The 25,826-nt window shown below is 69.8% G+C and carries 23 protein-coding genes and 1 pseudogene; 11 read left to right on the forward strand and 13 right to left on the reverse strand.

Annotated elements, in window-relative coordinates:
* From KUTG_RS62225 to KUTG_RS40505, 5 genes are all read right to left on the reverse strand, one after another.
* The coding region (locus KUTG_RS62225) for a hypothetical protein (RefSeq protein ID WP_198047476.1) at positions 1-193 on the reverse strand (193 nt) is incomplete at its 3' end.
* Between the two features lie 32 nt (positions 194-225).
* Positions 226-2,046: a DUF2264 domain-containing protein gene (locus tag KUTG_RS40490; RefSeq protein ID WP_043724616.1), complete on the reverse strand. Its 1,821-nt coding sequence runs from the start codon at positions 2,044-2,046 to the stop codon at positions 226-228.
* A complete protein-coding gene (locus KUTG_RS40495) occupies positions 2,043-4,988 on the reverse strand; it encodes an alpha-mannosidase (protein ID WP_043724618.1) in 2,946 nt (981 codons plus the stop codon). Before KUTG_RS40495 ends, KUTG_RS40490 begins: the two co-directional genes overlap by 4 nt.
* 25 nt (positions 4,989-5,013) lie before the next feature.
* Positions 5,014-6,210, reverse strand: coding sequence for an enolase C-terminal domain-like protein (locus KUTG_RS40500; protein WP_198047477.1), 1,197 nt, complete (start codon positions 6,208-6,210; stop codon positions 5,014-5,016).
* Positions 6,211-6,269: 59 nt separating this feature from the next.
* Positions 6,270-7,394, reverse strand: a complete 1,125-nt coding sequence (locus tag KUTG_RS40505) for a LacI family DNA-binding transcriptional regulator (RefSeq protein WP_043724623.1) — start codon at positions 7,392-7,394, stop codon at positions 6,270-6,272.
* 177 nt (positions 7,395-7,571) lie between these two features.
* Between KUTG_RS40505 and KUTG_RS59550 the strand changes: the two genes are divergently transcribed.
* The 8 genes from KUTG_RS59550 to KUTG_RS40545 are packed head-to-tail and all read left to right on the forward strand — an operon-like array spanning position 7,572 to position 15,227.
* Positions 7,572-8,942, forward strand: coding sequence for an ABC transporter substrate-binding protein (locus tag KUTG_RS59550; RefSeq protein ID WP_198047478.1), 1,371 nt, complete (start codon positions 7,572-7,574; stop codon positions 8,940-8,942).
* 3 nt (positions 8,943-8,945) lie between these two features.
* Positions 8,946-9,854 carry a carbohydrate ABC transporter permease gene (locus tag KUTG_RS59555; protein ID WP_063753631.1) on the forward strand — a complete coding sequence of 303 codons (909 nt, stop codon included), beginning with the start codon at positions 8,946-8,948 and terminating at the stop codon, positions 9,852-9,854.
* Positions 9,851-10,663 carry a carbohydrate ABC transporter permease gene (locus tag KUTG_RS40520; protein ID WP_198047479.1) on the forward strand — a complete coding sequence of 271 codons (813 nt, stop codon included), beginning with the start codon at positions 9,851-9,853 and terminating at the stop codon, positions 10,661-10,663. The genes KUTG_RS59555 and KUTG_RS40520 overlap by 4 nt, the downstream gene beginning before the upstream one ends.
* Positions 10,663-11,478: an NAD-dependent epimerase/dehydratase family protein gene (locus KUTG_RS40525; protein WP_043724627.1), complete on the forward strand. Its 816-nt coding sequence runs from the start codon at positions 10,663-10,665 to the stop codon at positions 11,476-11,478. The genes KUTG_RS40520 and KUTG_RS40525 overlap by 1 nt, the downstream gene beginning before the upstream one ends.
* Positions 11,475-12,074 (forward strand): ThuA domain-containing protein, encoded by a 600-nt coding sequence (locus KUTG_RS40530; RefSeq protein WP_043724630.1) that lies wholly within the window; start codon positions 11,475-11,477, stop codon positions 12,072-12,074. Before KUTG_RS40525 ends, KUTG_RS40530 begins: the two co-directional genes overlap by 4 nt.
* Complete coding sequence (locus tag KUTG_RS40535; protein WP_043724633.1) at positions 12,059-13,126, forward strand: Gfo/Idh/MocA family protein; 1,068 nt, start codon at positions 12,059-12,061, stop codon at positions 13,124-13,126. Before KUTG_RS40530 ends, KUTG_RS40535 begins: the two co-directional genes overlap by 16 nt.
* Positions 13,123-14,226, forward strand: coding sequence for a Gfo/Idh/MocA family protein (locus KUTG_RS40540; RefSeq protein WP_043724635.1), 1,104 nt, complete (start codon positions 13,123-13,125; stop codon positions 14,224-14,226). The genes KUTG_RS40535 and KUTG_RS40540 overlap by 4 nt, the downstream gene beginning before the upstream one ends.
* On the forward strand, positions 14,226-15,227 hold the full coding sequence (locus KUTG_RS40545) for a sugar phosphate isomerase/epimerase family protein (RefSeq protein WP_043724638.1): 1,002 nt from the start codon (positions 14,226-14,228) through the stop codon (positions 15,225-15,227). The genes KUTG_RS40540 and KUTG_RS40545 overlap by 1 nt, the downstream gene beginning before the upstream one ends.
* Positions 15,228-15,575: 348 nt before the next feature.
* Here KUTG_RS40545 and KUTG_RS40550 read toward each other — a convergent pair whose 3' ends face one another.
* Entirely contained in the window at positions 15,576-16,232 is a 657-nt protein-coding gene (locus KUTG_RS40550) for a LuxR C-terminal-related transcriptional regulator (RefSeq protein ID WP_043724639.1), read from the reverse strand.
* Positions 16,233-16,327: 95 nt separating this feature from the next.
* Entirely contained in the window at positions 16,328-16,888 is a 561-nt protein-coding gene (locus KUTG_RS40555) for a TetR/AcrR family transcriptional regulator (RefSeq protein WP_043724642.1), read from the reverse strand.
* Positions 16,889-16,935: 47 nt separating this feature from the next.
* On the opposite strand from KUTG_RS40555, the gene KUTG_RS40560 reads away from it, so the two are divergent.
* Positions 16,936-17,379 (forward strand): SRPBCC family protein, encoded by a 444-nt coding sequence (locus tag KUTG_RS40560; RefSeq protein ID WP_043724646.1) that lies wholly within the window; start codon positions 16,936-16,938, stop codon positions 17,377-17,379.
* On the opposite strand, the gene KUTG_RS40565 is transcribed toward KUTG_RS40560, so the two are convergent.
* The 6 genes and pseudogenes from KUTG_RS40565 to KUTG_RS40585 form a co-directional block, all read right to left on the reverse strand.
* Positions 17,357-18,736: an ankyrin repeat domain-containing protein gene (locus KUTG_RS40565; protein WP_043724649.1), complete on the reverse strand. Its 1,380-nt coding sequence runs from the start codon at positions 18,734-18,736 to the stop codon at positions 17,357-17,359. The two genes, KUTG_RS40560 and KUTG_RS40565, sit on opposite strands and share 23 nt — an antisense overlap.
* A gap of 75 nt (positions 18,737-18,811) precedes the next feature.
* The gene (locus KUTG_RS54530) at positions 18,812-19,708 is read right to left on the reverse strand and encodes a glycosyltransferase 87 family protein (RefSeq protein ID WP_232241219.1); all 897 of its coding nucleotides are present in this window, start codon (positions 19,706-19,708) and stop codon (positions 18,812-18,814) included.
* Positions 19,709-19,737: 29 nt separating this feature from the next.
* Positions 19,738-19,926: pseudogene (locus KUTG_RS66665) on the reverse strand (hypothetical protein); the annotation flags it as partial.
* A gap of 59 nt (positions 19,927-19,985) precedes the next feature.
* Entirely contained in the window at positions 19,986-20,645 is a 660-nt protein-coding gene (locus KUTG_RS40575; protein ID WP_052395979.1) for a glycosyltransferase 87 family protein, read from the reverse strand.
* 87 nt (positions 20,646-20,732) lie between these two features.
* Positions 20,733-23,009 (reverse strand): FtsX-like permease family protein, encoded by a 2,277-nt coding sequence (locus KUTG_RS40580; RefSeq protein WP_043724650.1) that lies wholly within the window; start codon positions 23,007-23,009, stop codon positions 20,733-20,735.
* Between the two features lie 67 nt (positions 23,010-23,076).
* Positions 23,077-23,742 (reverse strand): ABC transporter ATP-binding protein, encoded by a 666-nt coding sequence (locus KUTG_RS40585; RefSeq protein WP_052396800.1) that lies wholly within the window; start codon positions 23,740-23,742, stop codon positions 23,077-23,079.
* Between the two features lie 184 nt (positions 23,743-23,926).
* Here KUTG_RS40585 and KUTG_RS40590 point away from each other — a divergent pair, with 184 nt between their 5' ends.
* Complete coding sequence (locus KUTG_RS40590) at positions 23,927-25,090, forward strand: sensor histidine kinase (protein WP_157495133.1); 1,164 nt, start codon at positions 23,927-23,929, stop codon at positions 25,088-25,090.
* Positions 25,087-25,746, forward strand: a complete 660-nt coding sequence (locus tag KUTG_RS40595; protein WP_255360971.1) for a response regulator transcription factor — start codon at positions 25,087-25,089, stop codon at positions 25,744-25,746. The genes KUTG_RS40590 and KUTG_RS40595 overlap by 4 nt, the downstream gene beginning before the upstream one ends.
* The last annotated feature ends 80 nt before the right edge of the window (positions 25,747-25,826 follow it).

The following is a 25,826-nucleotide window of genomic DNA, read 5'->3' on the forward strand; positions in this document are numbered from 1 at the left end:
CGTCGACGCTGCCGGTGCGCAGGCCGGCGGCGTTGTCACCGGCGGTGGCGGTGACGCCGAGCGTCAGCGGGGTCGGCCCGAGATCGGCGCCGACCCCGTTCGGATAGAGCACGGGCGCGGCGACGGCCGGCACGGCCGGCGCGGCGACCAACGCGAGCAACAGTCCTAACAGGACACATAAGCGGCGGGTCATCGTTGACCTCCCAGATTTGTTTGGCCACGCTGTCAGACGGGCGGCATCGCCACCCGGTCAACACGGCCGTCCGGCCACCGCACGTCCACGGCGGCGGTGGTGATGTCCAGTTCCGGCAACGCGGTCAGCGGGGAGCCGCCGAGATGCACGGCGGCGGCATAGATCCGGCCGAACTCGACGGGGCCCGCGCTCCACAGCACGGGGACCGACGACACCGGCCCCAGAGGATTGGTGTCCTTGCCCAGCACGGTCTCGGCGACCTCCAGGCCGGCGAGACCGACCAGCGACGAATGCAGCCCACTGTCGGGAACCGTTGCCCAGCCGCCGATCCGCAGCCGCCACGGCCCGGGATGGGTGGCCTCGTCCGACTCGTCGACCCGGACGATCCGAACCTCGGTCGCGCCTTGGATCACCGAGGCGGCGGTGATCCAAGGGCCCAGCCTATACGTGGTTTCGGGACTGTGGAAGGGATTCCACTGTTCATCGGCGGGCCAATGCGCACGGCTGCGCGACACCCCGGGCTCCAGCGCCGACAGCGGGCGACGGTGGGCGGCGCGGCCGTCGGCGTCGACCAAGGTCGCCGAGGAGTCCAACGGCGGTGTCATCTCCGGCGCGGCATGGGTGCTGTAGGCGATCCGGGCGTAGGCGGGATCGTCGGTCGCCAACTCGGCGGGATCGATGTGGTCACTGCCATGGTTGAGCACCCGCACCACGCCGTCGGACCGGGTGCCGGAGACCGTCCAACCGGGTGCCGGCAGGTAGAACTCGAAGTCCTCCTCCTCGACGGGAAGCGGCGCCTCGGGCGCGGTCCAGACCTCGTGGTCCGCCGGCAACAGCAGCCCGGCGAAGCCCTTGCTGGCCCAGTACGGCGACGCCGGGCCGGAATACACCTGCCGGACGGCCGGAAACCGGCGGTGCCAGCCCAAGGTCAACAGGCCGTCGGAGTCGATCGACCCGGCGTTGACGAAGTGGTCGAGCATCAGGCCGCCGATGCGCCGGGTCAGCCCCGGGGCCAGTGGCGTGGCGTCGCACCGGGCGCCGATCCACAGTGGAGCCAGGGCGGCGAACCGGTAGGTGAGGGATCGGCCCTGGATCAGCGGCGAGCCGTTGCCGCCGATCAGCCGGGCGTAGTCGGAAAGCCACAACCGCAAGCGCTTGCGGTAGCGCAGTGCCAGCTCGGCGTCCCCGGTGATGTCGCAGAACAGCAGCGGGTAGAAGTGCATGGCCCAGCCGCTGTAGTGGTCGAAATTGCGGTGGGAGCCGCCGGACAGGCCGTCGGAGTACCAGCCTTCGCCCGCGTGCCAACGGTCGGTGGAGTCGATCGCGTGGTCGAAATCGTCCTGGCTCCAGGCCCCGCCCACACTGCGGGCGAACGCGCCGGTGACGGCCTGGAACCACAGCCAGTTGTTCTGCGGCATGTCGTCGCCGACCATCGGCGCCAGCCAGTCCAGCAGCCGTTGCTGCGTGCGCGAGCTGAGCCGATCCCACAGCCATGGTCGGGTCAGGTGCAGCCCGAGGGCGATCGACGCGGCCTCCACCTTGGCCTGCCCGCACTCGCCGAACCGGGGCCAGCGGTCGGGATTGGCCGGATCGACGCCGGCCGCCAGGCCCTGCGCGTACCACTCTGCCGTCCGATGTGGATCGTCGCCCGGCGCCCCGGCCAGGCGAAACGCCGCCAGCAGAAAGGTCCGCGCGTAGCCTTCCAGCCCGTCGCTCCACCGACCGCTGGCGCTCATCGGCCCGGGCAGGTGGAGCAGCGCGTGCGTGTCGGTGGCCCAGGGCCGCACGGCCAGCAGCATCGAGTCGGCCAGGCGTTCCCACTCGGCACGGGACGGGGCAGGAAGCACGATCACCTCTCCAAACGCAGCGTGATGATCTGGAAGGGCCGCAACGACAACGCCGTCGCGTTGCGCCCCGAAGCCATGGGCCGCAACGGCCGTTCCAACAAATCTGCCTCGGATACCGAGGTCACCGGGAAATCCGCAGACAGCACGGCCCGGGCGCGGCCGCCACGGGACTCGTACAGGCGGACGATCACCGCACCGGACCGGTCATCGGCCAGCTTGACCGCCTCGACGATCACGGCCGGATTGTCCACCGACACCAGAGGCTTGCCGCGCAGGCGGTCGGACGCCGGTCGCAGCGGCAGTGAGAACGTGTAGCCGGCGGTGATCGCGTCGCCGATGTCGGCGGCCGGCCGCAGGCCGTATCGGAAGCGGTGTCGGCCCTGGTCGGCCACGGGATCGGGGCTGTGCGGAGCCCGCAGGAGAGACAGCCGCACGGTGGTGGAGCGGCCGTCACTGCTGACGTCGTAGCCGTACGTGGAATCGGTGATCAGGGCGACACCCCAGCCGTGCTCGCCGACGTGCACAAAACGGTGCGCCCACGCCTCGAACCGCGCCGCGTCCCAGCTGGTGTTCTCGTGCGTCGGCCGTTTGACGTGCCCGAACTGGATCTCGGCGGTGATCTCCGTGGCCAGCACGTCCAGTGGCCACGCCGCCTTCAGCACCGTGTCCCGCTCCTGCCAGTCGACGTCGGTGTCGACCTCCAGCAATCTCGAACCCGCGGCCAGCCGAAGCTGTTGCACGATCACGGATCGCTCGGTCCGCCGCTCCACCCGCACGGCGGCCAGCAGCGGACCGTCGTCGACGAGCTCGACCGACACGGCGGCGTCCAGGTCACGGCGGTGGCGGCGATAGGACGCGTCCAGGTTCCAGGCGCTCCACTTCACCGGATCGTCGGGATGCAGCTGGAGCAGGTTGCCGGCCGCGCCGGGGGTGATCGCCTCGCGGCCGGTGGCGTGGTCCCGCACCGACCGCACCAGGCCGTCAGCGTCGACGTGCACGGTGATCAGGCCGTTGTCCAGCACAAATGCCCCGGTGGCGCGCACGGGATGGGCGTTGAACTCCAGGTATCCGCCGACGCCGAGCGCCGGTGCCCGGCCGAAGGCGGCGTGGCGGCCGTCGGACAGGCGCTGCCCGACCACCGGCGGCGACTCGTTGACGATCACCACCTCGCGGCGCTCGACCGGCGCGGCGTTGAGCAGGGACTCGCCGTCCCCGGCGCTGGCGGAGATCAGATCGGAAAGTCCACTGTGGATTTCCGTATACGCCGTCTCGGCCTCCCGGTGCACCCAGGCGATGGAGGAACCGGGCAGGATGTCGTGGAACTGGTGCAGCAGCACGCGTTTCCACAGCGCGTCCAGCTCCTCGTACGGATAAGGCGTGCCGAGGCGGACCGCAGCCGAGGCCGCCCACAGCTCGGCGTGCCGCAGGAGAGCCTCGCTGCGCCGGTTGCCGCGCTTGGTCCGGGCCTGGCTGGTGTAGGTGCCGCGGTGGGTCTCCAGGTACAGCTCGCCCCGCCACACCGGGGCGTCCGGGAGCTCGGCCCGGGCCTCGCGGAAGAAGTCGGAAGGCGCGGCGATCCGGACCTTCGGCGATCCCTCCAGGTCACGCAGCCGCCGGGCCTTCTCCAGCATCTCCCGGGTCGGCCCGCCACCGCCGTCGCCGAAGCCGAACGGCGCCAACGACATCGTGCCGACGCCCTTCTCCGCGTAGGTGGCGACCGCATGGGCCAGCTCCTCGCCGGTCAGCTCGGCGTTGTAGGTGTCGACCGGCGGGAAGTGGGTGAAGATCCGCGTGCCGTCGATGCCCTCCCACCAGAACGTGTGGTGCGGCAGCCGGTTCGTCTCGTTCCAGGACAGCTTCTGGGTCAGGAACCACTCGGCCCCGGCCAGCCGGGCCAGCTGCGGATAGGCGGCGGTGTAGCCGAAAGAGTCCGGTAACCAGACGCCATCGGGACCAACTCCGAACTCGTCGAGGAAAAACCGGGTGCCGTGCACGAGCTGACGGGCCAGCGACTCCCCGCCGGGCAGGTTGGCGTCGGCCTCGACCCACATGCCGCCGACCGGGACCCAGTTGCCGGCCTTGACCGCCTGCCGGATCCGGTCGTAGACAACGGGTTGATGCTCCTTGATCCACGCGTACTGCTGGGCCGACGAGCAGGCGAACACCAGCTCCGGATACTCCTCGGCCAGGGCCAGGACATTGGTGAACGTCCGCGTGCACTTGCGGATCGTCTCCCGGATCGGCCACAGCCAGGCGGAGTCGATGTGCGCGTGGCCCACCGCGACCACGGTGTGCTCGGAATCGTGGGCCTTGCGGGACAACAACCCTGAGGTCAATCCGCACGCCTCGGCGAAGGGCAGGTCGACGCAGCTGTCCAGCACGCGGAGAATATGGTGCCGGCGCGGCGATTCCGGCGGCAACGTGCGCATCAGCGAGACCAGCACCTCGACATCGAGCATGAGATGCCAGGCGTCCTCGTCGCGCAGGCCCAGATCCGCTTGTCGCAGCACATAAAGGTGCTCGTCGCCGGCAGTGTCCGGCGAACCGAAGTGGGTACCGCGGCCAGCGCTGGCGACGATCGGTGGGTTGGCCGAGGCCTCGACCACCAGCCGGACCTCGGGGCCGCTGACCGGCAGGCTCCGGTGGTACGGGTGCAAGCCTTGAAGTGGATTGCCGTCCAGGTCAAGGACAAGCGCTTCGGCCTGTCCGCCCGGACCTCGCGTGGGGTCGAAGCCCAGGTCGAACACCGCCTCGACGCGGCCGGTCCACCGAGAGGGAATCCGGCCGGCGACCTCGAACCTGGTGGTGGACCACGGACTTCCCCACGTGTCGCCGACCTGAAGCGGCGACACGTCCATCGCGATCCGCTCCGAGTACACGGCCGGGCGGACCCGTTCGGCGAGGAAACGCGCGACGCGCTCCTCGGCCGCCTTGCGGTCGTCGTGCATGCGGGGTGCCCTCCATACCGGCGGGTCAGGGCGCTTCGAGACCTCCGTCGGGCCGGCGCACCCGCGCCGACCAGCGTTCGTGCCGGAACTTCGTCGGCGGGAACTTCGCCGCCGCGGCCTCGTCGAGGTCGACGCCCCAGCCGGGCCGGTCGGACGGCGTCATGTGGCCGTCGCGAACCACCGGCGTGCCGGGGAAAACCTCGTGCGTGGCGTCGTTGTAGGTGTGGGACTCCTGGTACCCGAACGCCGGCGTGGACACGTCCACCGCGAGGTTCGCGGCCACGCCGACCGGTGAGACGTCGCCGGGGGAGTGGAAGGCGGTGCGCACGCCCAGCAACTCGGCCAGGGCCACCAGCTTCCGGGTCGGCGTGAGGCCGCCGATGGCCGAAGTGTGCAGCCGCAACAGGTCCACGCCGCCGTCCTTGACCAGCCGGGCGGCATCGGTGACCGAGCCGACCTGCTCGCCGACGGCGATCGGCACCGGCGAGGCCGCCCGCACGGCCGGCAGCTGGTCGTAGTGCTCCGGCGGGATCACGTCCTCCAAAAAGGACAGACCGTACGGCTCAAGCGCCCTGGCCAGCACGATCGCCTGTTTCGGCGTCAACCGGCTGTGCACGTCATGCATCAGGCTGATATCGGGGCCGAGCCGTTCCCGGGCGGCGGCGAACAACCGTGGCACATCACGAAGATACTGCCGCACGTCCCAGCCATCCGGATGCGGCGACCGGGGATAGCCGCCGGGCGTTCCCGGCGCTCCGTACGTGCCGTGCCCCGGACCGCCGACCTGGAGCCGGACGTGCCGATACCCCTGCGCTATCAGGGCTTCCGCCCCGGCCAGGGTCTCGTCGATCGTCGCGCCGGCGGCGTGGGAGTAGACCTCGATCGCCGACCGGCTGCGGCCGCCGAGCAGTTCGTGCACCGGCATGCCGGCCCGCTTGCCCATGATGTCCCACAGCGCCTGGTCGATGCCCGACAGCGCGTTGTTCAACACGGGACCGTTGCGCCAGTAGGCCGAATAGTGGATCAGCCGGGTGATGTCCTCGATGTCCGCAGGGCTGCGGCCGACCACCAGCGGCCCCATGTGCTCGTCCACCGCCGCCGCGACGGCGGCGAACCGCTGGGTGAAGGTGGCGCAGCCGAGGCCGTACAGGCCGGGCTCGGACGTGTCGACGCGGACGACGACGAGCGGAATCTCTTCCGGGGCTGTGACAATCGCCCGCACCCCCGTGACTCGGACCGAGTCACGCGGTTCCCACGGCGGCAGAACCTCCGGCAACCCCGTCACGACGCCCCCTGTTCCAACCGGGAAATGCGCATGTAGCCGACCGACGACTGTCTGGTTTGGATGGTCACCGGAAGCACCATCAGCTGCGTCTCGGTGGCCGTGCCGATCACGCGCTGGTGCAGCAACGTCATGGCCTGCCGGCCCATGTCCCGCGCCGGTAGGGAGATCGCCGCGGCGGTCAGCGGGAGCACGTCGAACGGGCCGGCGTCGTCCATGCAGGCCAGGTCGATGTCGCCGGGCACCTCAAGGCCCAGTGCCACCAGGTCCTGCGCGACCATGGCCAGCGCGTAACCGTTGGAGCACAACAACACCGTCGGCGGCTGGCTGCCACGCAGAAGCTCGCTGAGCATGGCCCGCCGGGCCTCGGTCGGCTGATCGCGGTAGCGGCGCAGCACCGTCAGGTCCGGTCGGACCGGAATGTCGTGTTCTCGTAACGCCTGCACGTGCCCCGCGAGCCGGTCCCGGATGCTGGTCACGTCGATCTCGTCCCACAGCGTGGCGATCGTCCGGTGCCCGGACTCGATCAACGCCCGGGTCAGCTCGCGGCCGACGGCCATGTTGTCCGCCACCACCGCGTCCGCGACCAGGTCCGGCCGGTACCGGTCGACCATCACCAGCGGCACACCGCGCCGCCGCGCCTCGGCGTACGGCGCGATCGCCACGGATCCCTCGGCCGGATACACGATGATGCCGCTGACCTGGTGTTCCAGCGCGCCCCACAACACCTTCTCCTCGCGCGCGGGGTCGTTCTCGCAGTGGTTGAGGAACAGCCGGTAGCCCAGGTCGGCGCAGATCTCCTCGATGCCGGTGAGGATCTGGCCCACGTGCGGACCCTGGTTCTGCAGCACGCAGGCGATGGTCCGGTCGGGCGACGGCGCGGCCGGCGACCGGTCGGCGACGAAGGTCCCCTGGCCGCGGCGGCGCACCACGTAGCCCTCGTTGGCCAGGTCGTTGAGGGCCCGCACGGCCGTCGCGTGGCTGACGTTGAAGCGCTCGCAGATCTCCCGCTGCGTGACGAACGGCCGGCCGGGCGCGTACTCGCCGGCGGCGATCGCGGCCAGCAGCTCGTGCTTGACCTGCTGGTAGAGCGGGGGCTTGTCGCCGCCGGTCGCCGCTGCCATCCCGGTTCGCCCTTCGAGATCACCTGGCTGGAACCGGGCCACTTTAACATGTCCAACCCGCCGTGAGGCCGGCCTTGACCGGTACTGGACCGACATAGTTTGGCCTATTGACCTATTAAACGGCCGCGCCTATGGTCTGGCTCACTCGACCCGGCAGCCGACTTGGCGGAGGACGGCATGGGCACAAAGTGGTGCGGCGGAAGAGTTTTAGCGGTCGTGGCGGCGCTGGCCATGGTCACCACCGCGTGCGGTGGCGGCACTGGCTCCGGCGACGGGACCACGCTGTCGATGTGGACGTTCAAACAGACCCACGTGAAGGCCCTTGAGGCCGCCGCGGCCAAGTTCAAGGCGCGGACCGGCATCACGGTCAACGTCAGCGCCTACACCCCCGACGACACCTTCACCAGCAAGGTGCAGAGCGCGGCGGCCAGCCACAACGTGGCCGACGTGCTGGAGGTGCACGCCGCCGGCGAGGACCGGGTGCTCGGCGGCGCCGGCATCACCAGCGACCTGGCCGGCGACGTCAACGACCAGTACAAGAGCCGGTTCCTCAAGGGCACCGCGGACACCGGCCTGATCACCGACCAGGTGTACCAGGACTCGCTGAAGCCCAAGTCGACCGACCCCGGCGTCCAAAAGGGACAGTTGCTCAGCATCCCCTTCACCGCCGGCACCTTCGGCGTCATCTACGCCAACAAGGACCTGCTCACCGCGGCCGGCATCGACCCCGGCAAGGCCCCGGCCAGCTGGCAGGAGCTGATCTCCTGGCTGGCGGCCACGCACGCCAAGGACGCCCAGAACGGCGGCATCACCATCGGCCTGAAGAGCTCGTCCACCGGCCTGGACTGGGCGATGGAGCCGCTGGCCTTCGCCCTGCTGGGCCCGCAGGCCTTCCATGACCTATACGGTGCCGACAAGTCCAAGGCGTGGGGCAGCGCCAACGGCCAGAAGGTGTTGGAGCAGTACAACCAGCTCACGCCGTACTGGACGCCGGGCACGCAGACGCTCGGCATCGACGACGCCGACCGCGCCTTCGCGCAGGGCAAGGCCGCCTTCGACATCGGCGGCACGTTCACCATCTCGGCCATCCAGCAGAACGGCATGGACCCGGCCAAGATCCTGTCCTTCCCGATCCCGGCGCCGGAAGGCAGTGTGGCCAAGGACTTCAAGCTCGCTCCGTTCGCGCTGACCGGGCTGGCCGTGTCCGCGCAGACGCCCCACCGCGACGCCGCCCTGAAGTGGCTGGACTTCCTGACCCAGCCGGAGCAGGCCGGCGCGTTCGCGCAGTCGGCGCTGGACCTGCCGGGCACCGACCTCGGCGCGAACGCGGAGAAGCTGGTCGGGCCGTACCTGAGCTCGATGGAGGCGGCGTTCGGCGCCGGCGACTCGGCCTGGAACCCGGGCGACAGCACGTTCAAGGGCTCGACCTGGGACATCCAGGTGGCCGGCGACATATTGGTCAAGATGTCGCCGCTCAAGGAGCTCGACCCGGCCGCGACCAACCAGCAGCTCGCGGTCTACAACAACAGCGTGCACAGCGGGCAGTAGCCGGTGGCGTCGCGTTTCCGCAGCCGGGAGGCTTTGACCGGTTATGCGTTCGTGCTGCCGGCGGTGGCCCTGTTCGCGATCATGGGCCTCTACACCGTCGGCTACGGGCTGGCGCTGAGTTTCGCCCGGTGGAACGGGTTCACGCCGACCTGGACGTGGGTGGGGCTGGGCAACTACCTGGACCTGATCTACCGGGACCCGGCGATCGCTCCGGTCGTGCAGGGCGCGGCGCTGCGCACGCTGGTGGTGATGATCGCGGTGCCGGTGCTGACCGTGCTGGTCAGCTTCCCGCTGGCCGCGGCGCTGAACCACATCACGCGCCTGCGGTCCACGTTTCGCACGGTGTTCTTCCTGCCGCAGGTGACCGCCGGCATCGCGCTGTTCTACGCCTGGACGTACGCGCTGCAGCCGGACGGCTCGCTCAACTACATCCTGCGCCACCTGGGGTTGGGCTCCATCGCCCAGCCCCAGGGCTGGCTGGGCAATCCCGGCACCGCGCTGCCGACGCTGATCGTGGTCATGGTGCTCGGTTCGGTGCCGGTGGCGATGCTGTTGTACCTCACCGGATTGCAGTCCATCGACCAGTCGGTGCTCGATGCGGCCAAAGTGGACGGCGCCGGCGGCCTGCGGGCCATGACCTCGATCATCTGGCCGCTGCTGCTGCCCATCACCGGCGCGGTGGTCATGCTCAATCTGCGCTTCGCGTTGCAGGACTTCCAGACCTTCCTGCTGATGACCAACGGCGGCCCCGGCGGGCACACGCTGGTGCTCGGGCTGGAGTCGTACAACCTGGCCTTCGTCAGCGGCTTCAAACCGACCCTGGGCCTGTCCAGCGCGCTCGGCTGGATCTTGTTCGTCGTCGCGCTGCTGCTGGCGGCGCTGAACCTGCGACTGCTGCGGAGCCGCGCGTGAAGGCCCGCGTGATCGTGTACGCGCTGCTCACCGCCTACGCGGTGCTCAGCCTGTATCCCTTCCTGCTCATGGTGTCCGGGGCGTTGAAGGACGCCGCGGAGATCCGGTTGGACGGGCATCTCATCCCGTCCGACCCGACGCTGTCCACGCTCGCCCGCACGTGGAACGAGTTGCACTTCTTCACCTACTTCGGCAACAGCCTGATCGTCACCGGGCTGACGACGGTCGGTGTGCTGGTGGTCTACTCGCTGGCCGGCTACGCCTTCGCGGTGCTGCGGTTCCCCGGGCGGAGGGTGCTCTACGGCATGTTCCTGGCCCTGTTGTTCGTGCCTGGCATCACGATGCTGCTGCCGGTGGTGATCCTCCAGCAGAAGCTGGGGCTCATCGGCACCTTCCCCGGCATCATCCTGCCGTTCGTCAACGGCACCGCGCCGCTGTCCATCATGTTGCTCACCAACAGTTTCCGGGTCGTGCCGGCCGAGCTGAAGGAGTCGGCCCGCTGTGACGGCGCGGGGGAGCTGCGTACCTTCTGGTCGATCTACCTGCCGGTCGGCCGGCCGGCGCTGATCACGATCGCGCTGCTCACGGCCGTGCCGACCTGGAACGAGTACGTGCTCACCCGGGTCTCGCTGAACAACGCGGCGCAGTACACGCTGCCGCTGGCCCTGCAGAACCTCAATTCCTCGACCTCACCGCAGGAGAACGTGCTGATGGCCGCCTCGCTGATCATCGTCATCCCGGTGATCATTCTTTTCGTGCTGCTGCAACGGTATTTCGTGAACGGGTTGCAGGGCGCGGTGAAGGGCTGATGCGGATTCTGGTGACCGGGGCGGGCGGCATGCTCGGCTCGGAGATCGCCGAGCAGCTGTCCGGCTCTCACGAAGTCCTGGCCCACGACCGGAACGTCGGCGATCTGCGGGATCGAGCGCAGGTGGAGCCGCTGTTGGACGGTGTGGATGCGGTGGTCCACGCCGCCGCCCTACCGTCCCCGCTGAGTGCGGCGGAGCCGGTGGTGTTCGGCAACAACGTGGACGTCACGTTCCACCTGCTGGATGCGGCCGGCCGGGCCGGGGTGAAGCGGATCGTCTACGTGTCAAGCCTTTCCGCGCTCGGGCTGGCCTGGTCGTCGCGGCCGGTGTCGCCGCTGTTCGCGCCCGTGACCGAGGGGCATCCGTACGTCGGCGACGACGTGTACGGGCTGTCCAAGCTGGTCGGGGAGTTCATCGGGGAGACGGTGAGCCGGCGGTGGGGCAGCGAGGTGATCAGCCTGCGGTTCCCGTTCATCGGCAGCGGGGACCGGCTCCAGCGGCAGCTCGACCACGTGCGGGGGGATCCCGGCGCGGACCGGGCGTCGCTGTGGAGCTGGATCGACACCAGGGACGCGGTCCGGGCGGTGATCGCCGCGCTGACGTCGCCGGTCGAGGGATATGCCCTGGTCAACGTGGCGGCGCCGGACACGACGTCGCCGGTTCCGACGGCCGAGCTCATGCGGCGGTTCCATCCGACGACGCGGCTGGATGGCCCTCTCGACGGGTTCGCCGTACCGTTCTCCCTGGAGCTGAGCCAGGACCTGCTGGGCTTCACGGCCGTGCACCAGTGGCGTCCGACGATTGGGGGCACATGAAGACCGCGCTCGTGGTTCGTGGTGGCTGGCCCGGGCATGTGCCCGTCGAGGCGAGCGACCGCTATGTCGGGGAGCTGCGTTCCCTCGGCTACGAGGTGACCGTATCGGACAGCCTGGACAGCTATCTGGACGCCGAGCTGTTGGCCCGCACGGACCTCATCGTGCAGTGTTGGACAATGGGGTCCATTTCCTCGGCCCAGGTGGAGGGTCTGACGGCCGCCGTCCGGGCCGGCACCGGGTTTGCCGGCTGGCACGGGGGAATCGTCGACTCGTTCCGGGACGAGACGCGGTACCAGCTGATGACCGGCGGCCAGTTCGTGTACCACCCGGCGGAGTTCGTCGAATACTCGGTGCGCACCGGCGGTTCCTCGTTCACGGTGCACACCGAGCAGTACTACGTGCACACCGATCCGGCGATCGAGGTGCTGGCCGTGACCGACTTCGTGGAGGACGGCACCACGCTGCCGGTCACGTGGACCCGGAAGTGGGGCTCCGGCCGGGTTTTCGTCACGACGATCGGGCACAAGGTGGACGACTTCGACGTGCCGGAAGTGGACCGGATGATCACCGAGGGGCTGACATGGGCGACGCGTTGAGGATCGGGCTGGTCGGCGCCGGCAACATCAGCGGCCAGTACGTGAAGACGCTGCCGCGCCTGGACAATGTCGTGCTGACCCGAGTCGCCGACATCGACCCGGCCAAGGCGTCCGCGTTGGCGGCACAGGCCGATGTACCAGCTTGCGCGCCTTCGGAGCTGTTCTCGGCGTCCGATGTGGACATTGTGCTGAACCTGACTATTCCCTTGGCCCATGCCGAGGTCGCCTTGGCCGCCATCGCCGCTGGCAAGCACGTGTACGGCGAGAAACCTTTGGCGGCCGACACTGTGGCGGCCAAGTCCGTGCTGGAGGCGGCTATGACGGCCGGTGTTGTGGTCGGATGCGCGCCGGATACCGTGCTTGGTGAAGGTGTGCAGACGGCACGGTCCAGTGTGGACTCAGGCGACATCGGCGTTCCGGTGGCGGCCACGGCGTTCATGACGACGCCCGGACACGAACGTTGGCACCCGTCCCCGGAGTTCTACTACGAGCCCGGCGGTGGCCCGCTGCTGGACATGGGGCCTTACTACCTGACGGCCTTGGTCACGTTGCTGGGGCCGGTGCGGCGGGTGGTGGGCATGTCGTCGGCGCCGAGGGCGACGCGGGTGATCGGCAGCGGACCCCGGGTGGGCACCACGTTTCCGGTGCGGGTGGCCACCCATGTGACCGGTGTGCTGGAGCATGTCGGCGGCGAGCTGTCGACGTTGATGATGAGCTTCGACATCCGGGGCGCACAGCTGCCGCGGATCGAGGTGTACGGCACCGAGGGCAGCCTGTCGGTGCCGGATCCCAACAACTTCGACGGCACCGTGCAGATCTTCCGTGACGACTGGGTCGACCTGCCGGTGCTGGGTGGATATCCGGACGCCGGGCGCGGCGTCGGCCTGTCGGACATGGCTCGGTCCATTGTGGACGGCACGCCGCACCGGGCGAGCGGGGATCTGGCGTATCACGTGCTCGACGTGATGGAATGCCTGCTGCGGGCGGCCGAGACCGGCACGTCCGTGGTGATCGGCAGCACCTGCGAGCGACCGGCGGCGGTGACGGCATGAAGATCGGCATGATCGGCTACGCCTTCATGGGGGCGGCGCACTCACACGCGTGGCGGACCGCGGGCCGGTTCTTCGACCTGCCCGCCAGCCCCGAAATGGCGGTGATCTGCGGCCGTTCGGCCGACAAGGTCGCCGCCGCGGCGGCGAAGTTCGGGTGGCAGGACTCGGCCACCGACTGGCGGGCGGTGGTCGACCGGCCGGACATCGACGTGATCGACATCTGCACGCCGGGCGACAGCCACGCCGAGATCGCCATCGCCGCGCTAGAAGCCGGCAAGCACGTGCTGTGCGAGAAACCCCTGGCCAACACGGTCGAGGAGGCGTCCCGCATGGCCGCCGCGGCCAAGGCGTCCAGCGCCCGGTCCATGGTGATGTTCAACTACCGCCGCGTCCCGGCCCTGGCGTTGGCGCGGCAGCTCATCGCCGACGGCCGTATCGGCACCGTGCACCAGGTTCGAGCCCAGTACCTCCAGGACTGGTTGGTGGACCCCGACTTCCCGCTGACCTGGCGGCTCGACGCCGCCAGCGCCGGCTCCGGCGCGCTCGGGGATCTCGGCGCGCACAGCATCGACGCGGCGCAGTTCCTGACCGGGCAACGGATTTCCGCCGTCGGCGGCCTGCTGGAGACCTTCGTCGACTCGCGGCCCCGACCGGACGGCTCCGGCCGCGGTCCCGTCACCGTCGACGACGCCGCGCTGTTCACGGCCCGTTTCGACGGCGGCGCGATCGGTGTGTTCGAGGCGACCCGGTTCGCCACCGGCCGCAAGAACGCCATGCGCATCGAGGTCAGCGGCTCGCTCGGAACCCTGTCGTACGACCAGGAATCGATGAACGAGCTGCGGTTCTACGACGGGGCCGAGGACCCTCGCACCGCCGGCTTCCGGCGGATCCTCGTCACCGAGGCCACGCATCCGTACATGGACGCTTGGTGGCCGCCCGGGCACATCATCGGCTATGAGCACACGTTCATCCACCAGGTGCGGGACTTCGTGACCGGAGTGGTCGAGGGCACGGAGCTCTCGCCGTCGTTCGAGGAGGGACTTCAGGTGCAGCGGGTGCTCGACGCCGTGCAACAGGGCATTTCACTGAGGGGTGTGTGATGGCTCGTCCCGTGACGCTGTTCACCGGTCAGTGGGCCGATCTTCCGTTCGAGGAGGTCTGCCGGCTCGCGTCCGGTTGGGGCTACGACGGCCTGGAGGTCTGCACCTGGGGTGATCACTTCGACGTGCAGGCCGCGCTGTCCGACGGCTCGTACATCCCCAGGTTCAAGGAAACCCTGGCGCGGCACAACCTTCAGTGCTGGACGCTGTCGTGCCACCTGACCAGCCAGGCCGTCTGCGACCATCCCATCGACGAGCGGCACCAGAACATCCTGCATCCCCGCGTGTGGGGCGACGGCGATCCCGAGGGTGTGCGCCAACGGGCCGCCGCCGAGATCGCCGACACCGCCCGCGCCGCAGCACTTCTGGGCATCAGCACCGTCGTCGGCTTCACCGGCTCCTCCATCTGGCACACCCTGGCCATGTTCCCGCCCGTGCCCGATTCGATGATCGAGCGCGGCTACACCGACTTCGCCGACCGGTGGAACCCCATCCTCGACGTCTTCGACGAGGTCGGCGTCCGGTACGCGCACGAGGTCCATCCCGGCGAGATCGCCTACGACTACTGGACCACCGTGCGGACCCTGGAGGCCATCGGTCACCGCCCCGCCTTCGGCCTGAACTTCGATCCCAGCCACTTCGTGTGGCAGGACCTCGATCCCGTCGGCTTCCTCTACGACTTCCGGGACCGCATCTACCACGTCGACTGCAAGGAGTCCGTCAAGCGGTTCAACGGCCGCAACGGCCGGCTCGGCTCCCACCTGCCGTGGGGCGATCCCCGCCGGGGCTGGGACTTCGTCTCCACCGGGCACGGCGACGTGCCGTGGGAGGCCTGCTTCCGCATGCTCAACAGCATCGGCTACGACGGCCCCATTTCCGTGGAATGGGAGGACGCCGGCATGGACCGCCTCACCGGCGCCCCCGACGCCCTGGCCTTCGTGCGCTCCATGACCCGCATCGAGCCGCCCGAGGCGTCTTTCGACTCCGCCTTCAGTTCGTGACGCTGACGCCGTATCCGGGCCGGGTCGTCGCCCTGGCCCGGATACGGCGTCAGCGCGGTGGAGGTGGGTTCCCTGGCCGTCGGCGACGTCGCGCTGATGACCACGTACGAGTCCGACGGGGATGCCGTCGCTACCGCGCCCCGTCACCGGCGCTTCCGCACGTCGGCGGGCGGGGAAGGATTTTCTGGCCGAGCTCTGGGCCTGCCTCGACCCCCGCTTCGCCGTCGCGGCAACGGTGTTCGACGTCGCCGATCCAGGGAATCGGGTGCGGCAGTCTGCCTGAAACCGTATTTCGGTGTGCCGGAGAGCGTGACTCGCGGGGGTTGAGAGAGCGCTCTCACGAGTGGGTTAGGCGGTTATTGAGGTCAGGTGGCGGTGGCGGGTGCCTATGCCGGCGTCGCGGGCACGGGCTATGGCCTCGGCGCGGTCGGCGGCGCGGAGCTTGGTGAAGATCGCGGAGATGTGGTTGCTGACGGTCTTGGGGGCCAGGTGGAGCTGGCGGGCGATGACGGAGTTGGAGCGGCCGTCGGCGATGAGGTCGAGGACCTGCCGCTCGCGGCGGGTGAGCTCCGGGAAGGCGTCCTCGGCCCGATGGGCCGGGGCGGTCAGCAGCTCCGTGACCCGGTCGGCGACGCCCTCGCCGAAGATGGCCTCGCCGGCGGCGACGCCCCGCACGGCCCGGACGATCTCGGCCTGCTGGGCGGACTTGAGCAGGTAGCCGCGGGCGCCGGCGCGGATGGCCTGGTAGATGGCGTCATCGTCGTCGGAGAGGGTGAAGACCAGCACACGCACGCCGGGCAGGGCCCGCAGGACCTCGCGGACGGCGGCGGCGTCGAGGTCCATGACCACGAGGTCGGGCCGGTGCCGCAGCACGGTCTGCACGGCCTCGGCGGAGTCGTCGGCCTCGGCCACGACCCGGATGTCAGTGTCGGACGCCAGCAGGACGCGCAGGCCGCTGCGCACCACATCGTGAATGTCGGCGAGAACGACGGAAATGCTCCCCATGATTCGCAGCTTGACGTGACCGTTCGGGACCGCGCCATACCTTGTTCACAAAATGGGTCAACTTACCCATGCGGCGTGGGTAAACCGAGACATCGTCACGGCAGCCCGGCCACGTAGGTGTCCACGAACCGGTCCATGGCCTCGTTCACGGCCTCGAGATCGCCGGTGGCGAGCAGGTCGAGCAGCAGTCCGCGGGTGACGGCCATGCCCAGCCTCGCATTCACGAGCGCGTCCCGCTCGGAAAGGCCGTGACTCTTTCCGAGGGCGACCAGCGGCCCCAACCATGCGGTCACCACCTCGGGCAGCAGGGCCTCGGTGCCGGGGCGGCCCTGCAGCGCCTGGCCGTACAGCTCGAAGAACAGGCGCTCGTTGGGATACAGCGCCGGGTCGGTGAACCGTCGCCAGAAGGCTTTCGCCACGTCGGCGGGGCTGCCGGTGGGGTCGAGGTCGGCCAGCACGGCGCGTTGCCGGGCCTCGACCTCGCGCACCACCTCGACCAGCAGGCCCTCCATGGAGCCGAAGTGGTAGATCAGCATCCGGTGGCTGGTGCCCAGCTCGGCGGCCAGCTGCCGCAGGCTGCGCGCGATGACGCCGTGCTCCGACAGGTAGTCGACGGCCCGTTCGAGCAGGTCGCGTCGAGGGTCCTTGCGTTCCATTGAACCAGATGGTACATGTACCACTTGGTACACGAGGGGGTGGGTTCATGGTCCAGCAGATCGACGCCCGGGCGCATACCGCCGCGAGCCCCGCGGCCGTGCACGCGTTGCTGCGCGACGGTGCCACGTGGCCGGAGTGGGGCACCGTGGAGACCTTCGCGCTTGAGCGTGAAGGCCCCGACGGCGGCGAAAGCGTCGGCGCCATCCGGAACTTCCGCACCGGCCGCTACCTCATGCGGGAGAAGATCGTCGAGATCGTGCCCGACCGCCGCTTCAGCTACGCCCTGCTGTCCGGGCTGGCGCTGCGCGACTACCGCGCCGACGTCGACCTCACGCCGTCCGACGGTGGCACCGACATCCACTGGCACACCACCTTCCGCGCCAAGGTCCCCGGCATGGGATGGCTCTACCGGCGGGCCCTGCAACGGATCACCGAGGGATTCGTGCAGGGCCTCGCCGAGCGAGCGACTAAGGAGTCAACAGTTCGATGAGCTCCGGGTGACCCTGGTGTTCGGCCCAGCCCAGTGCAGTGGCATCGAACCGCTTGTCCCGAATGGACGGGTCCGCGCCGAGGGACAGCAACAGCTCGGCCATGGCCAAGTTGCCGTCGCCGGCGGCCTGGTGCAAGGCGGTCTGCCACGGCTGCTCGATGGGGGTGTCGCCGCGGCCGAGGGCGTTGACGTCGAAGCCCAGGGACACGAGGCGGCGCACGGCGTCGAGGCGTCCGTTGGCGGCGGCCCACACGACCAGACCGGGGCGGGCGGCCAAGGCGGAAGGGACAACGGCGGGGTCCCACGAGTCGCCGACCAGCACGGCGGCGACAAAAGCCGACACGGGATCCAATGCGGGCTCCGAAGCGCCGGCAGAGCGCAAGAACGAGGCGATCTCAGTGTTCCCGTTGACCAGAGCCAACTCCACGTAGCCGGTACGGAACTCGACGCCCTCGGACACCAACAGCCGAACCCGATCCCGCTGGTCGTGGGTGACGGCCCAACGCAGCTGAGCCGCCAACAACTCGGCCGGCGAGGCCAGGGAAAGGCGGGCCCGCCAAGGACCGCCGGTACCGCGGCCGAGGCCGTAGCGGAACAGCAGCCGCAGGTGCGAGTCGTCGGTGCCGAACATGCGGTTGTACAGGGCCTGCCCGTCGTTGGGATCGGCCCCGGCCCGCAGCAGCATCTCGGCCAGCTCAAGGGACTGCGGATGCCGGGGCTGCCGCACGGGCCCCTGCTCGCCCTCGCCGAAGCAGCCGGTGAGCAGCGTGAACGGCGTGGTCAGCCCGCCCCACAGGTACCCGGTGTTGGGGTCGGCCCCGTAGTCCAAGAGCAGCCGGGCGGTCAGCAGCGGCACGCCCCGCCCGGTCCGGGAGTACGCCACGTAGGCCAGCGGTTCCCACAGGTGCGGCCCGCCTTCACGACGAGCCAACGACGGGTCGGCGGCCAGCAACGCGGCGACGCGGGCGGTGTCGCCGGCGGCCGCGGCGGCCCAGATGTGCGGCTCGGGCGGCAGCACGGCCCGGGCCCACGAGGCGGGGTCGTCGGAGGTGTAGTTCAGGCAGGCCAACCGGCAGTACTCGTCGGCGGGGGAGTCGACCACCGGCATCCCGGTGCGCCGGGGCCAGCGGTAGCGGTCGATGACCGCCACGTGTTCCTTGAGCCGGGCCCAGCTGGCGAACCCGTACTCACGGGCGACGACGAGCTGGGCGGTGGCCAGCGGGAAGCGGTCGAAGGTCCCGAAGGACCGCTGCACCCGGGCCAGGGCCTCGGAATCACCGGCGGCGACGGCACGGTGCAGGGCCCGCGCCTGGTGGCGCAGGTGCTCGAAACTGGGGTCATCGGGCAGCGAAGGCACCGAGACCTCCTTTCAGAGCCTGCCGTCCGCGAAGCCAGGCTGAAAGGAGGTGTCGGCACACGTCCAGGGAACCGCTCAGGCGGGTTGAACCCTCTCCGCGGACCGGAGGCTCCCTGCGAGCCGCCTCCGACCATAGCGCATCCCGATCCCGACGAGCAGCGCCAGCAACACCCACACGTACATGTTGCGCACGGCGAAGGCGCCGAACCCGTCGAGCCAGTCCCAGGCCAGGAAGCCGGTGTTCATGCCGTGCCCGAAGTCGACCGGCGGCAGCTGGGTGGGCATGGCCAGGCCAGCGAGGAACACCAGGCCGGGAATCCACCACGGCAGCCCGCGGGCGGCCAGGGCGATGATCACGGGGATGAACCACACCCAGTGGTGCTCCCACGAGAACGGCGACACCGCGCACGCGGTCATGCCGGCCAGGCCGATGGCCAGCACCCGGTCGCCCCGACGGTCGACGACGCCGGCCAGGAACGTGGCGGCGACCGCGACGGCCCCGCCGAGCAGCATCCACGGCAGCTTGGACTCGGGCTCGCCCAACAGACGCGCCAACATGCCGTGGATCGACTGGTTGGACCAGTTCAGCACCGGCCCGACCCGGGTGGAGTCGCCGAACACGCCACCGAGCCAGTAGTGCGCGGCCTCGGGCACGATCAACAGTCCGATCACGACAGTCGCCACGAACGTCGCAGTGGCCACAGCGGCCTCACGGAAGCGACGCGCGAACAGCAGGTACACCACGAACAACAGCGGCGTCAGCTTCACAGCGGCGGCCAGGCCCACGCCGACACCAGTCCACTTGGAACTCCTGCGACGGCACAGGTCGAACGCCACCAGCGCCAGCAGCACGATGTTGATCTGCCCCAGCAACAGGCTGGTGCGCACCGGCTCCAGCCACAGCGCCGCCGCGAACACCAACGCCAGCTGCGCGGTAGGCCGACGCTCACGCAGCGCTTGACGATCATCCACAGTAGAGCAACGTTGCCGAGAACCCACACCACGCACAGCATGGGTAGGGGAAGCACCGCCAACGGCGCGAAAAGCACGGCCGCGATCGGCGGATAGGTGAACTCCATCGGCCCGAGCACCGGCTGCGAGTACAACGGCCCGCCTTGCAGCCAAGTCTGTGCACCGGCCTGGTAGACCCGCATGTCGATGAGTCCACCGCCGGGCCACAGCACGCCCATCACGAGGGGCGGCCGCCACGGCCACGGCGAACACCGTGCGCGCGTTGGCCACCAGCCAGCTACCGGTCATAGTGCGCGGCCTCGGGCACGATCAACAGTCCGATCACGACAGTCGCCACGAACGTCGCAGTGGCCACAGCGGCCTCACGGAAGCGACGCGCGAACAGCAGGTACACCACGAACAACAGCGGCGTCAGCTTCACAGCGGCGGCCAGGCCCACGCCGACACCAGTCCACTTGGAACTCCTGCGACGGCACAGGTCGAACGCCACCAGCGCCAGCAGCACGATGTTGATCTGCCCCAGCAACAGGCTGGTGCGCACCGGCTCCAGCCACAGCGCCGCCGCGGCGAACACCAACGCCAGCTGCGGCGGTAGGCCGACGGCCTCCACGCAGCGCTTGACGATCATCCACAGTAGAGCAACGTTGCCGAGAACCCACACCACGCACAGCATGGGCAGGGGAAGCACCGCCAACGGCGCGAAAAGCACGGCCGCGATCGGCGGATAGGTGAACTCCATCGGCCCGAGCACCGGCTGCGAGTACAACGGCCCGCCTTGCAGCCAAGTCTGTGCACCGGCCTGGTAGACCCGCATGTCGATGAGTCCACCGCCGGGCCACAGCACGCCCATCACGAGGGCGGCCGCCACGGCCACGGCGAACACCGTGCGCGCGTTGGCCACCAGCCAGCTTTGGACCGGGTCGATCCTGAGCAACATTCGAGTTCCTTCCCCCGACTGACGACCCCCACGTGGACTTGAGTCACGGCATGGTGGTGGTGTTGCACCGTTTGGGTGTGATGCGTGTCACTCGGACGCGTAGTCCTTGGCGCTGAACGTGCGAAGCGCAGGTCCACACGCGGCCGCGGCGGCCAGCGCCACCACGAAACCGGCGGCGGCCGGCGCGAGAATCCACGGGCTGAGCAGTGTGTCGAGATGGCCGGAGATGCTGCGCGCCACGGTGAGAAGCCCTATCCCGACAAGCATGCCGGCCAGGCAGGCGCCCAGTGTGGCCACCAACACGGGCAGCACGACCTCGCGCCGCAACGCCCGCGCCAACACTCGAACCGGTGTGCCGGCCGCGATCAGGGCACCGAACGTGCGTCGCCGGTCGATCACCGAGCCGGCCGCCGCCACGGCCGCGCTGGCCCCGCTGAGCAGTGCCATCAACGCCAGCCCGATGGCGGTGGCCCGGCGCAGATCGCCCATGAGGGTGTCATCCCGGGCGATGTCCCGAAGGTTGTCCGACACCGAGACATCGGGCATCACCCGCACCACCGCGGTGTACACGGCGTCCCGAGTGGACGGTGTCGTGGTGGCGGCGGCCCCGGTCGGTTTGGTGGCCAGTGCGGGGAATACCGCCGGATCGATGACTATCAGCTGGAGACCGTTGCCCACCTCGTGTATCGGCACGGTCGCCGGCAGTGGCGTCGTCGCCTGCACCGCGTCGGGCCCGTGCTGTTCCAGGGCGAACGAAACGTCGTGCAGCATGTCCTGGTAGCCCCGCGGCGCGTACACGGCCGGACCCTCGACGCAATCGCTTGCGGACAGTCCTGACAGGACCTTCGCGGCATCCTTGCACGGCGCGATCACGGCCTCGTAGCTGCTCTGGTACTTGTCCGAAGTGGACCGGAGACTGCCGCCCACGAGGGGAACGACCTGGGCGTCCAGCTTGCGACGGTCCAGCTCCGCCCGCAGCTCCCCGACGGCGTCGGTGTTACGGCCCAGCGATTCCGCCACGACGGCGGAGTCCCGCCACGGCCCGCTGAACACCGGCATGGCGTTGTCGAAGGCCGGCAGCATAGTCAACGCCATCGACCCCGCGAACACCGCCACCACAACGCCCGCCGCCGCACGGAACGACGCCACCGGATCGCCGAGCAGCCGCCGGCCGGCCAGCAGTGTGGACGGTTTACGCCACCGGGCCACGAAATACCGCCCGACCATGGACGTCACGATCGGCCCGGCCAGCACCAGCCCCACCCCGACCGCTCCGAGGCCGACCAGCACGACGGTGAACCGGTCCCGCCCGCCGTAACCGCTGGTGGCGATGGACAGGCCCAGCACGAACACACCGCCAGCCACGACCAGCCCGAGCAGCCGGGCCGGGCTGATCTTGCGCCGCGACTGCTCCGCCGCGGCCACCAAGGGCTTGTCGACGACGCGGCGCAGCCCCAGCACCGCCGCGGCGACCACGAGCACCGGCGCCACCACGGCGACGAAGCCGACGAACAGCGGCCCGGACGTGAAGTCCCCGGCCAGCCAAGTGCCGCCGCCCCAAGGAATCTGCGCTGTCAGATGACTCAACGGCTCCGCCGCCACCACCGCGATCACGCTGCCCAGAACGGCCCCGACCACCGTCTCCACGGCCGCCATGCCGATCACCTGCGCCGGCGTCGCCCCGGCCAGCCGCAAGGCCGCCAGCCGGCGTTCACGGCGGGTCGCGGTCAGCCGCGCCGCCGAGGCCACCAGCACCAGGCACGGCACGATCAGCACCACCATGCCGATCCGGGTCAGCAGATAGAGCATCTCGGCGTTGTCGGCGGCGTAGCCGGCATTGCCGCCGAGCCCGCTCCGGGCCGTGCCGTCGATCGTGCCGGGCTGGTGGCCGACGATCGCCACCAGCTCGCCCGGGTACTCCAGCGCCTGCTCGCCGATCGTGTCGACCGGCTGGCCCGGGAACCGGTCGCCCAACTGCTCCGGCGGCGTGGCCCGCACCAGGTCCGCCAGCGCGGGGGACAACAAGATCTGGCCCGGCTCCGGGAAAGTGTGAATTCCCGGCGGCAGCGAGACGAAACCGCCGATGTGGGCCCGGGTCACGTCGAAGCGTGAGATCACGCGGCCGTCGAACTGGTCCTTGTTCTCGGCCACCACGACCTGCGCGCGGTTGTCGTTCTGGCTCACCGCATTGTCGTTCTCCCGCCAGGCAATGCGGTCGGCCCGCTGCTGCAACGCGTGCGGCGCCGACGCCAGCCACAGCACCAGGGACACCCCGATGGCCACGCCCACGGAGATCAGGATTGCGCTTACCCGGCTGCGAGAGTCGTTACGCAGCACAGCGAGCGCGATACGCAGCACACTCACGCTGCCTCCTTCGTCGGCAACGCGAGCGTCCACACTGCAGTGTTGAATGGTTCGCTCGCAAGCTCGCTCACGAGTAGACCTCCTGCAAGATGCGGCCGTCGCTCAGCTCGACAACACGCCGGGCCCGAGCGGCAATGGCGGCGTCGTGCGTGACGACGACGACGGCGGCGCCGGACTCGGCGGCCGAAGTCAGCAGGGCGGACATCATGTCCTGGCCGGTGCGGGTGTCCAGGGCCCCGGTCGGCTCGTCGGCGAAGATCACCCGAGGCCGGTGGGCCAGCGCCCGCGCGATGGCCACCCGCTGTGCCTGACCGCCGGACATCTCGCCCGGCCGCCGCTGGGCCAACCCGTCCAGCCCCAGCTTGTGCAGCCACTCCCGAGCGGTGGAAACCGCCTGGTGGCGCGGCATACCGGCCAGCAGCAGCGGCAGCGCCGCGTTCTCCTCGGCGGTCAGCTCGGCCACCAGCATCCCGGACTGGAACACGAAACCGAACGCGGTCCGCCGCAGCTCGCTGCGCGCCGACTCCGACAGCGTGCCCACGGACTGCCCGTCCAGGAACACATCGCCGCCGTCGGGCCGCAGAATGCCGGACAGCACGTGCAGCAGGCTGGTCTTGCCGGAGCCGGACGGCCCGACCACGGCCAGCACCTCGCCGCCCTGGATCGCGATGTCCACGCCGTCCAGCGCGTGCACACCGCCGTAGCTCTTGGTCAGGCCCCGCCCTGTGAGCACCGGTGTCACCGTCGCCTCCCGATCGATCCTCAACTCGTCGGGATGAGACGGTGCCGCAGCGCGGCCCCCGGCCACCTCGGCCGAGCAGCACGCAACCTCGGGTGTCCATCGGCCGAATGACCGATGCCGCGCCGAGCCGGTCGGCCGAGGCAGTGAGCCGGTGTCCGGCCGTACTGTGTCCTTCGTGGACCGACTGCTGACTGCGCTGCGCGTGCCGCTGTTCATCGCGCTGGGACTGGGCGCGGTGTGGGTGTTCCTGACGGCGCCGATCCTGGTCTACGGCTCGCGCAGCCACCTGCTCGTCCAGGTCCTGGTGCTGCCGATCGTGGTGGCCGCGGTGATCTGCGCCAAGCGCCCCGTGCTGGCCGTGGTCATCGCCTCGATCGACATCGGCGTCACCACCGTCGTGCTGCGGCTGCTCCGCGCCGACGACACGGCGCTGCTGGGCCCGCTCACGCCGGTGGAGACGCTGGCCCTGCTGTGCATCGTCATCACGGTGGTTTTTGTCGCCGAGCCCGGCGCCGTGGTGATCGAACTCGGCCTGCTCGCCCTGGCCACGGTGTTCGCGCTGGTCTTCCGCGGGGACATCAGCCTGTACTCGCGGGCCAACCAGCTCGACATGGCGCTGTTCGTGGCGGTCGTGGCCATCTTCGTGCTGGTCGGCATCTACCTGCGGGCCCGGGCCGGCATGCGCCAGCGCGAGCTGACCGCCGCCGTCACCGACGCGCAGCGGGCCGAGCGGGTGGAACTGGCCCGCGAGCTGCACGACGTCGTCGCCCACCACGTGACCGGCATGGTGGTGCAGGCCCAGGCCGCGATGGCCGTGTCCGACAACGACCCGCTGGCCGCGCACCGGCTGCTGCCCGGCATCGTCAACTCCGGCACCGACGCCCTGACGGCCATGCGCCGGCTGGTCGGCACGCTGCGGGAAAGTGAGTCCCTCTACACCGCGACCACCGACCTGCACGCCGACGTGCGGGCCGCCGTGGAGCGAGCCCGACAGGCCGGGATCCCGGCCCGGCTGCTGATAGAGCTGCCGGACACCGTGCCGCAGGAGGTCGGCCGGTCGGTGCTGCGGCTGGTCCAGGAGTCGCTCACCAACGTGCACAAGCACGCCAACGAGCCCACCGAGGTGGCAGTTGAACTCACCAGTACACCCGAGGCGTTGAGACTGGTGGTGCGAGACGACGGCAAGGGGGGACGCGTCGTGCCGGTCGGCGGGTCGGGTGGATACGGTCTGATCGGCATGCGGGAACGGGTGGAGCTGCTGGGCGGCCTGTTCTCGGCGGGCGAGGTGGACGGCGGCTGGCAGGTGCTGGCCGAGCTGCCGCTGAAGGAGAAGAAGTGACCAAGGTCCGGGTGTTGATCGCCGACGACCAGGAGATGGTCCGGGTGGGGTTCCGGATGATCCTGGAGAACCAGCCGGACATCGAGGTGGTCGCCGACGTGCCGGACGGCATCACGGCGGTGGCCAAGGCCCGCGAGCTGCGGCCGGACGTGTGCCTGGTGGACATCCGCATGCCCGGCATCGACGGCCTGGAGGTCACCCGGCAGCTGGCCGGCCGCGGGGTGGCCGAGGCGGTCAAAGTAGTTGTGGTGACAACCTTCGACCTCGACGAGTACGTCTACGCGGCGCTGGAGAACGGGGCCTGCGGCTTCCTGCTCAAGGACGCCGGGCCGGCGCTGCTGGTGGAGGCGGTGCGGGCGGCGGCCGCCGGCAACGCCCTGATCTCCCCGGAAATCACCCTGCGGATGCTTGAGCACTTCACCCGTCCGACGGCGGAAACCGGGCCCAGCGTTGAGCTGGACCTGCTGACCCAACGGGAGCAGGACGTGGTCAGGGAGGTGGCCAGGGGCCTGACCAACACGGAGATCGCCGGGGCGCTGTTCCTGTCCCTGTCCACGGTGAAGACCCACCTGGCCTCCGTGCAGCACAAGATCGGTGCCCGAAATCGGGTGGAGATTGCCGCGTGGGCCTGGCGCACCGGCCTCGTCACCGCGTAGTCGTTGGGTAGCTTTCGCGAGGCCGCGCCGGCGCCTGGAGTGGTTGGCGGATTTCGATCGCCGCCACTCGACGCAAGCCA

Origin of the sequence: Kutzneria sp. 744 (assembly GCF_000568255.1) — a bacterium.
Taxonomy (GTDB): domain Bacteria; phylum Actinomycetota; class Actinomycetes; order Mycobacteriales; family Pseudonocardiaceae; genus Kutzneria.

What these genes read in the sequence shown, in the direction of transcription:
- KUTG_RS40495 (WP_043724618.1), bottom strand. Translation starts at nt 4,988, where the DNA reads ATGCACGACGACCGCAAGGCGGCCGAGGAGCGCGTCGCGCGTTTCCTC.
- KUTG_RS40505 (WP_043724623.1), bottom strand. Translation starts at nt 7,394, where the DNA reads ATGGCAGCGGCGACCGGCGGCGACAAGCCCCCGCTCTACCAGCAGGTC.
- KUTG_RS59550 (WP_198047478.1), top strand. Translation starts at nt 7,572, where the DNA reads ATGGGCACAAAGTGGTGCGGCGGAAGAGTTTTAGCGGTCGTGGCGGCG.
- KUTG_RS40525 (WP_043724627.1), top strand. Translation starts at nt 10,663, where the DNA reads ATGCGGATTCTGGTGACCGGGGCGGGCGGCATGCTCGGCTCGGAGATC.
- KUTG_RS40530 (WP_043724630.1), top strand. Translation starts at nt 11,475, where the DNA reads ATGAAGACCGCGCTCGTGGTTCGTGGTGGCTGGCCCGGGCATGTGCCC.
- KUTG_RS40535 (WP_043724633.1), top strand. Translation starts at nt 12,059, where the DNA reads ATGGGCGACGCGTTGAGGATCGGGCTGGTCGGCGCCGGCAACATCAGC.
- KUTG_RS40540 (WP_043724635.1), top strand. Translation starts at nt 13,123, where the DNA reads ATGAAGATCGGCATGATCGGCTACGCCTTCATGGGGGCGGCGCACTCA.
- KUTG_RS40545 (WP_043724638.1), top strand. Translation starts at nt 14,226, where the DNA reads ATGGCTCGTCCCGTGACGCTGTTCACCGGTCAGTGGGCCGATCTTCCG.
- KUTG_RS40550 (WP_043724639.1), bottom strand. Translation starts at nt 16,232, where the DNA reads ATGGGGAGCATTTCCGTCGTTCTCGCCGACATTCACGATGTGGTGCGC.
- KUTG_RS40555 (WP_043724642.1), bottom strand. Translation starts at nt 16,888, where the DNA reads ATGGAACGCAAGGACCCTCGACGCGACCTGCTCGAACGGGCCGTCGAC.
- KUTG_RS40560 (WP_043724646.1), top strand. Translation starts at nt 16,936, where the DNA reads ATGGTCCAGCAGATCGACGCCCGGGCGCATACCGCCGCGAGCCCCGCG.
- KUTG_RS40575 (WP_052395979.1), bottom strand. Translation starts at nt 20,645, where the DNA reads ATGTTGCTCAGGATCGACCCGGTCCAAAGCTGGCTGGTGGCCAACGCG.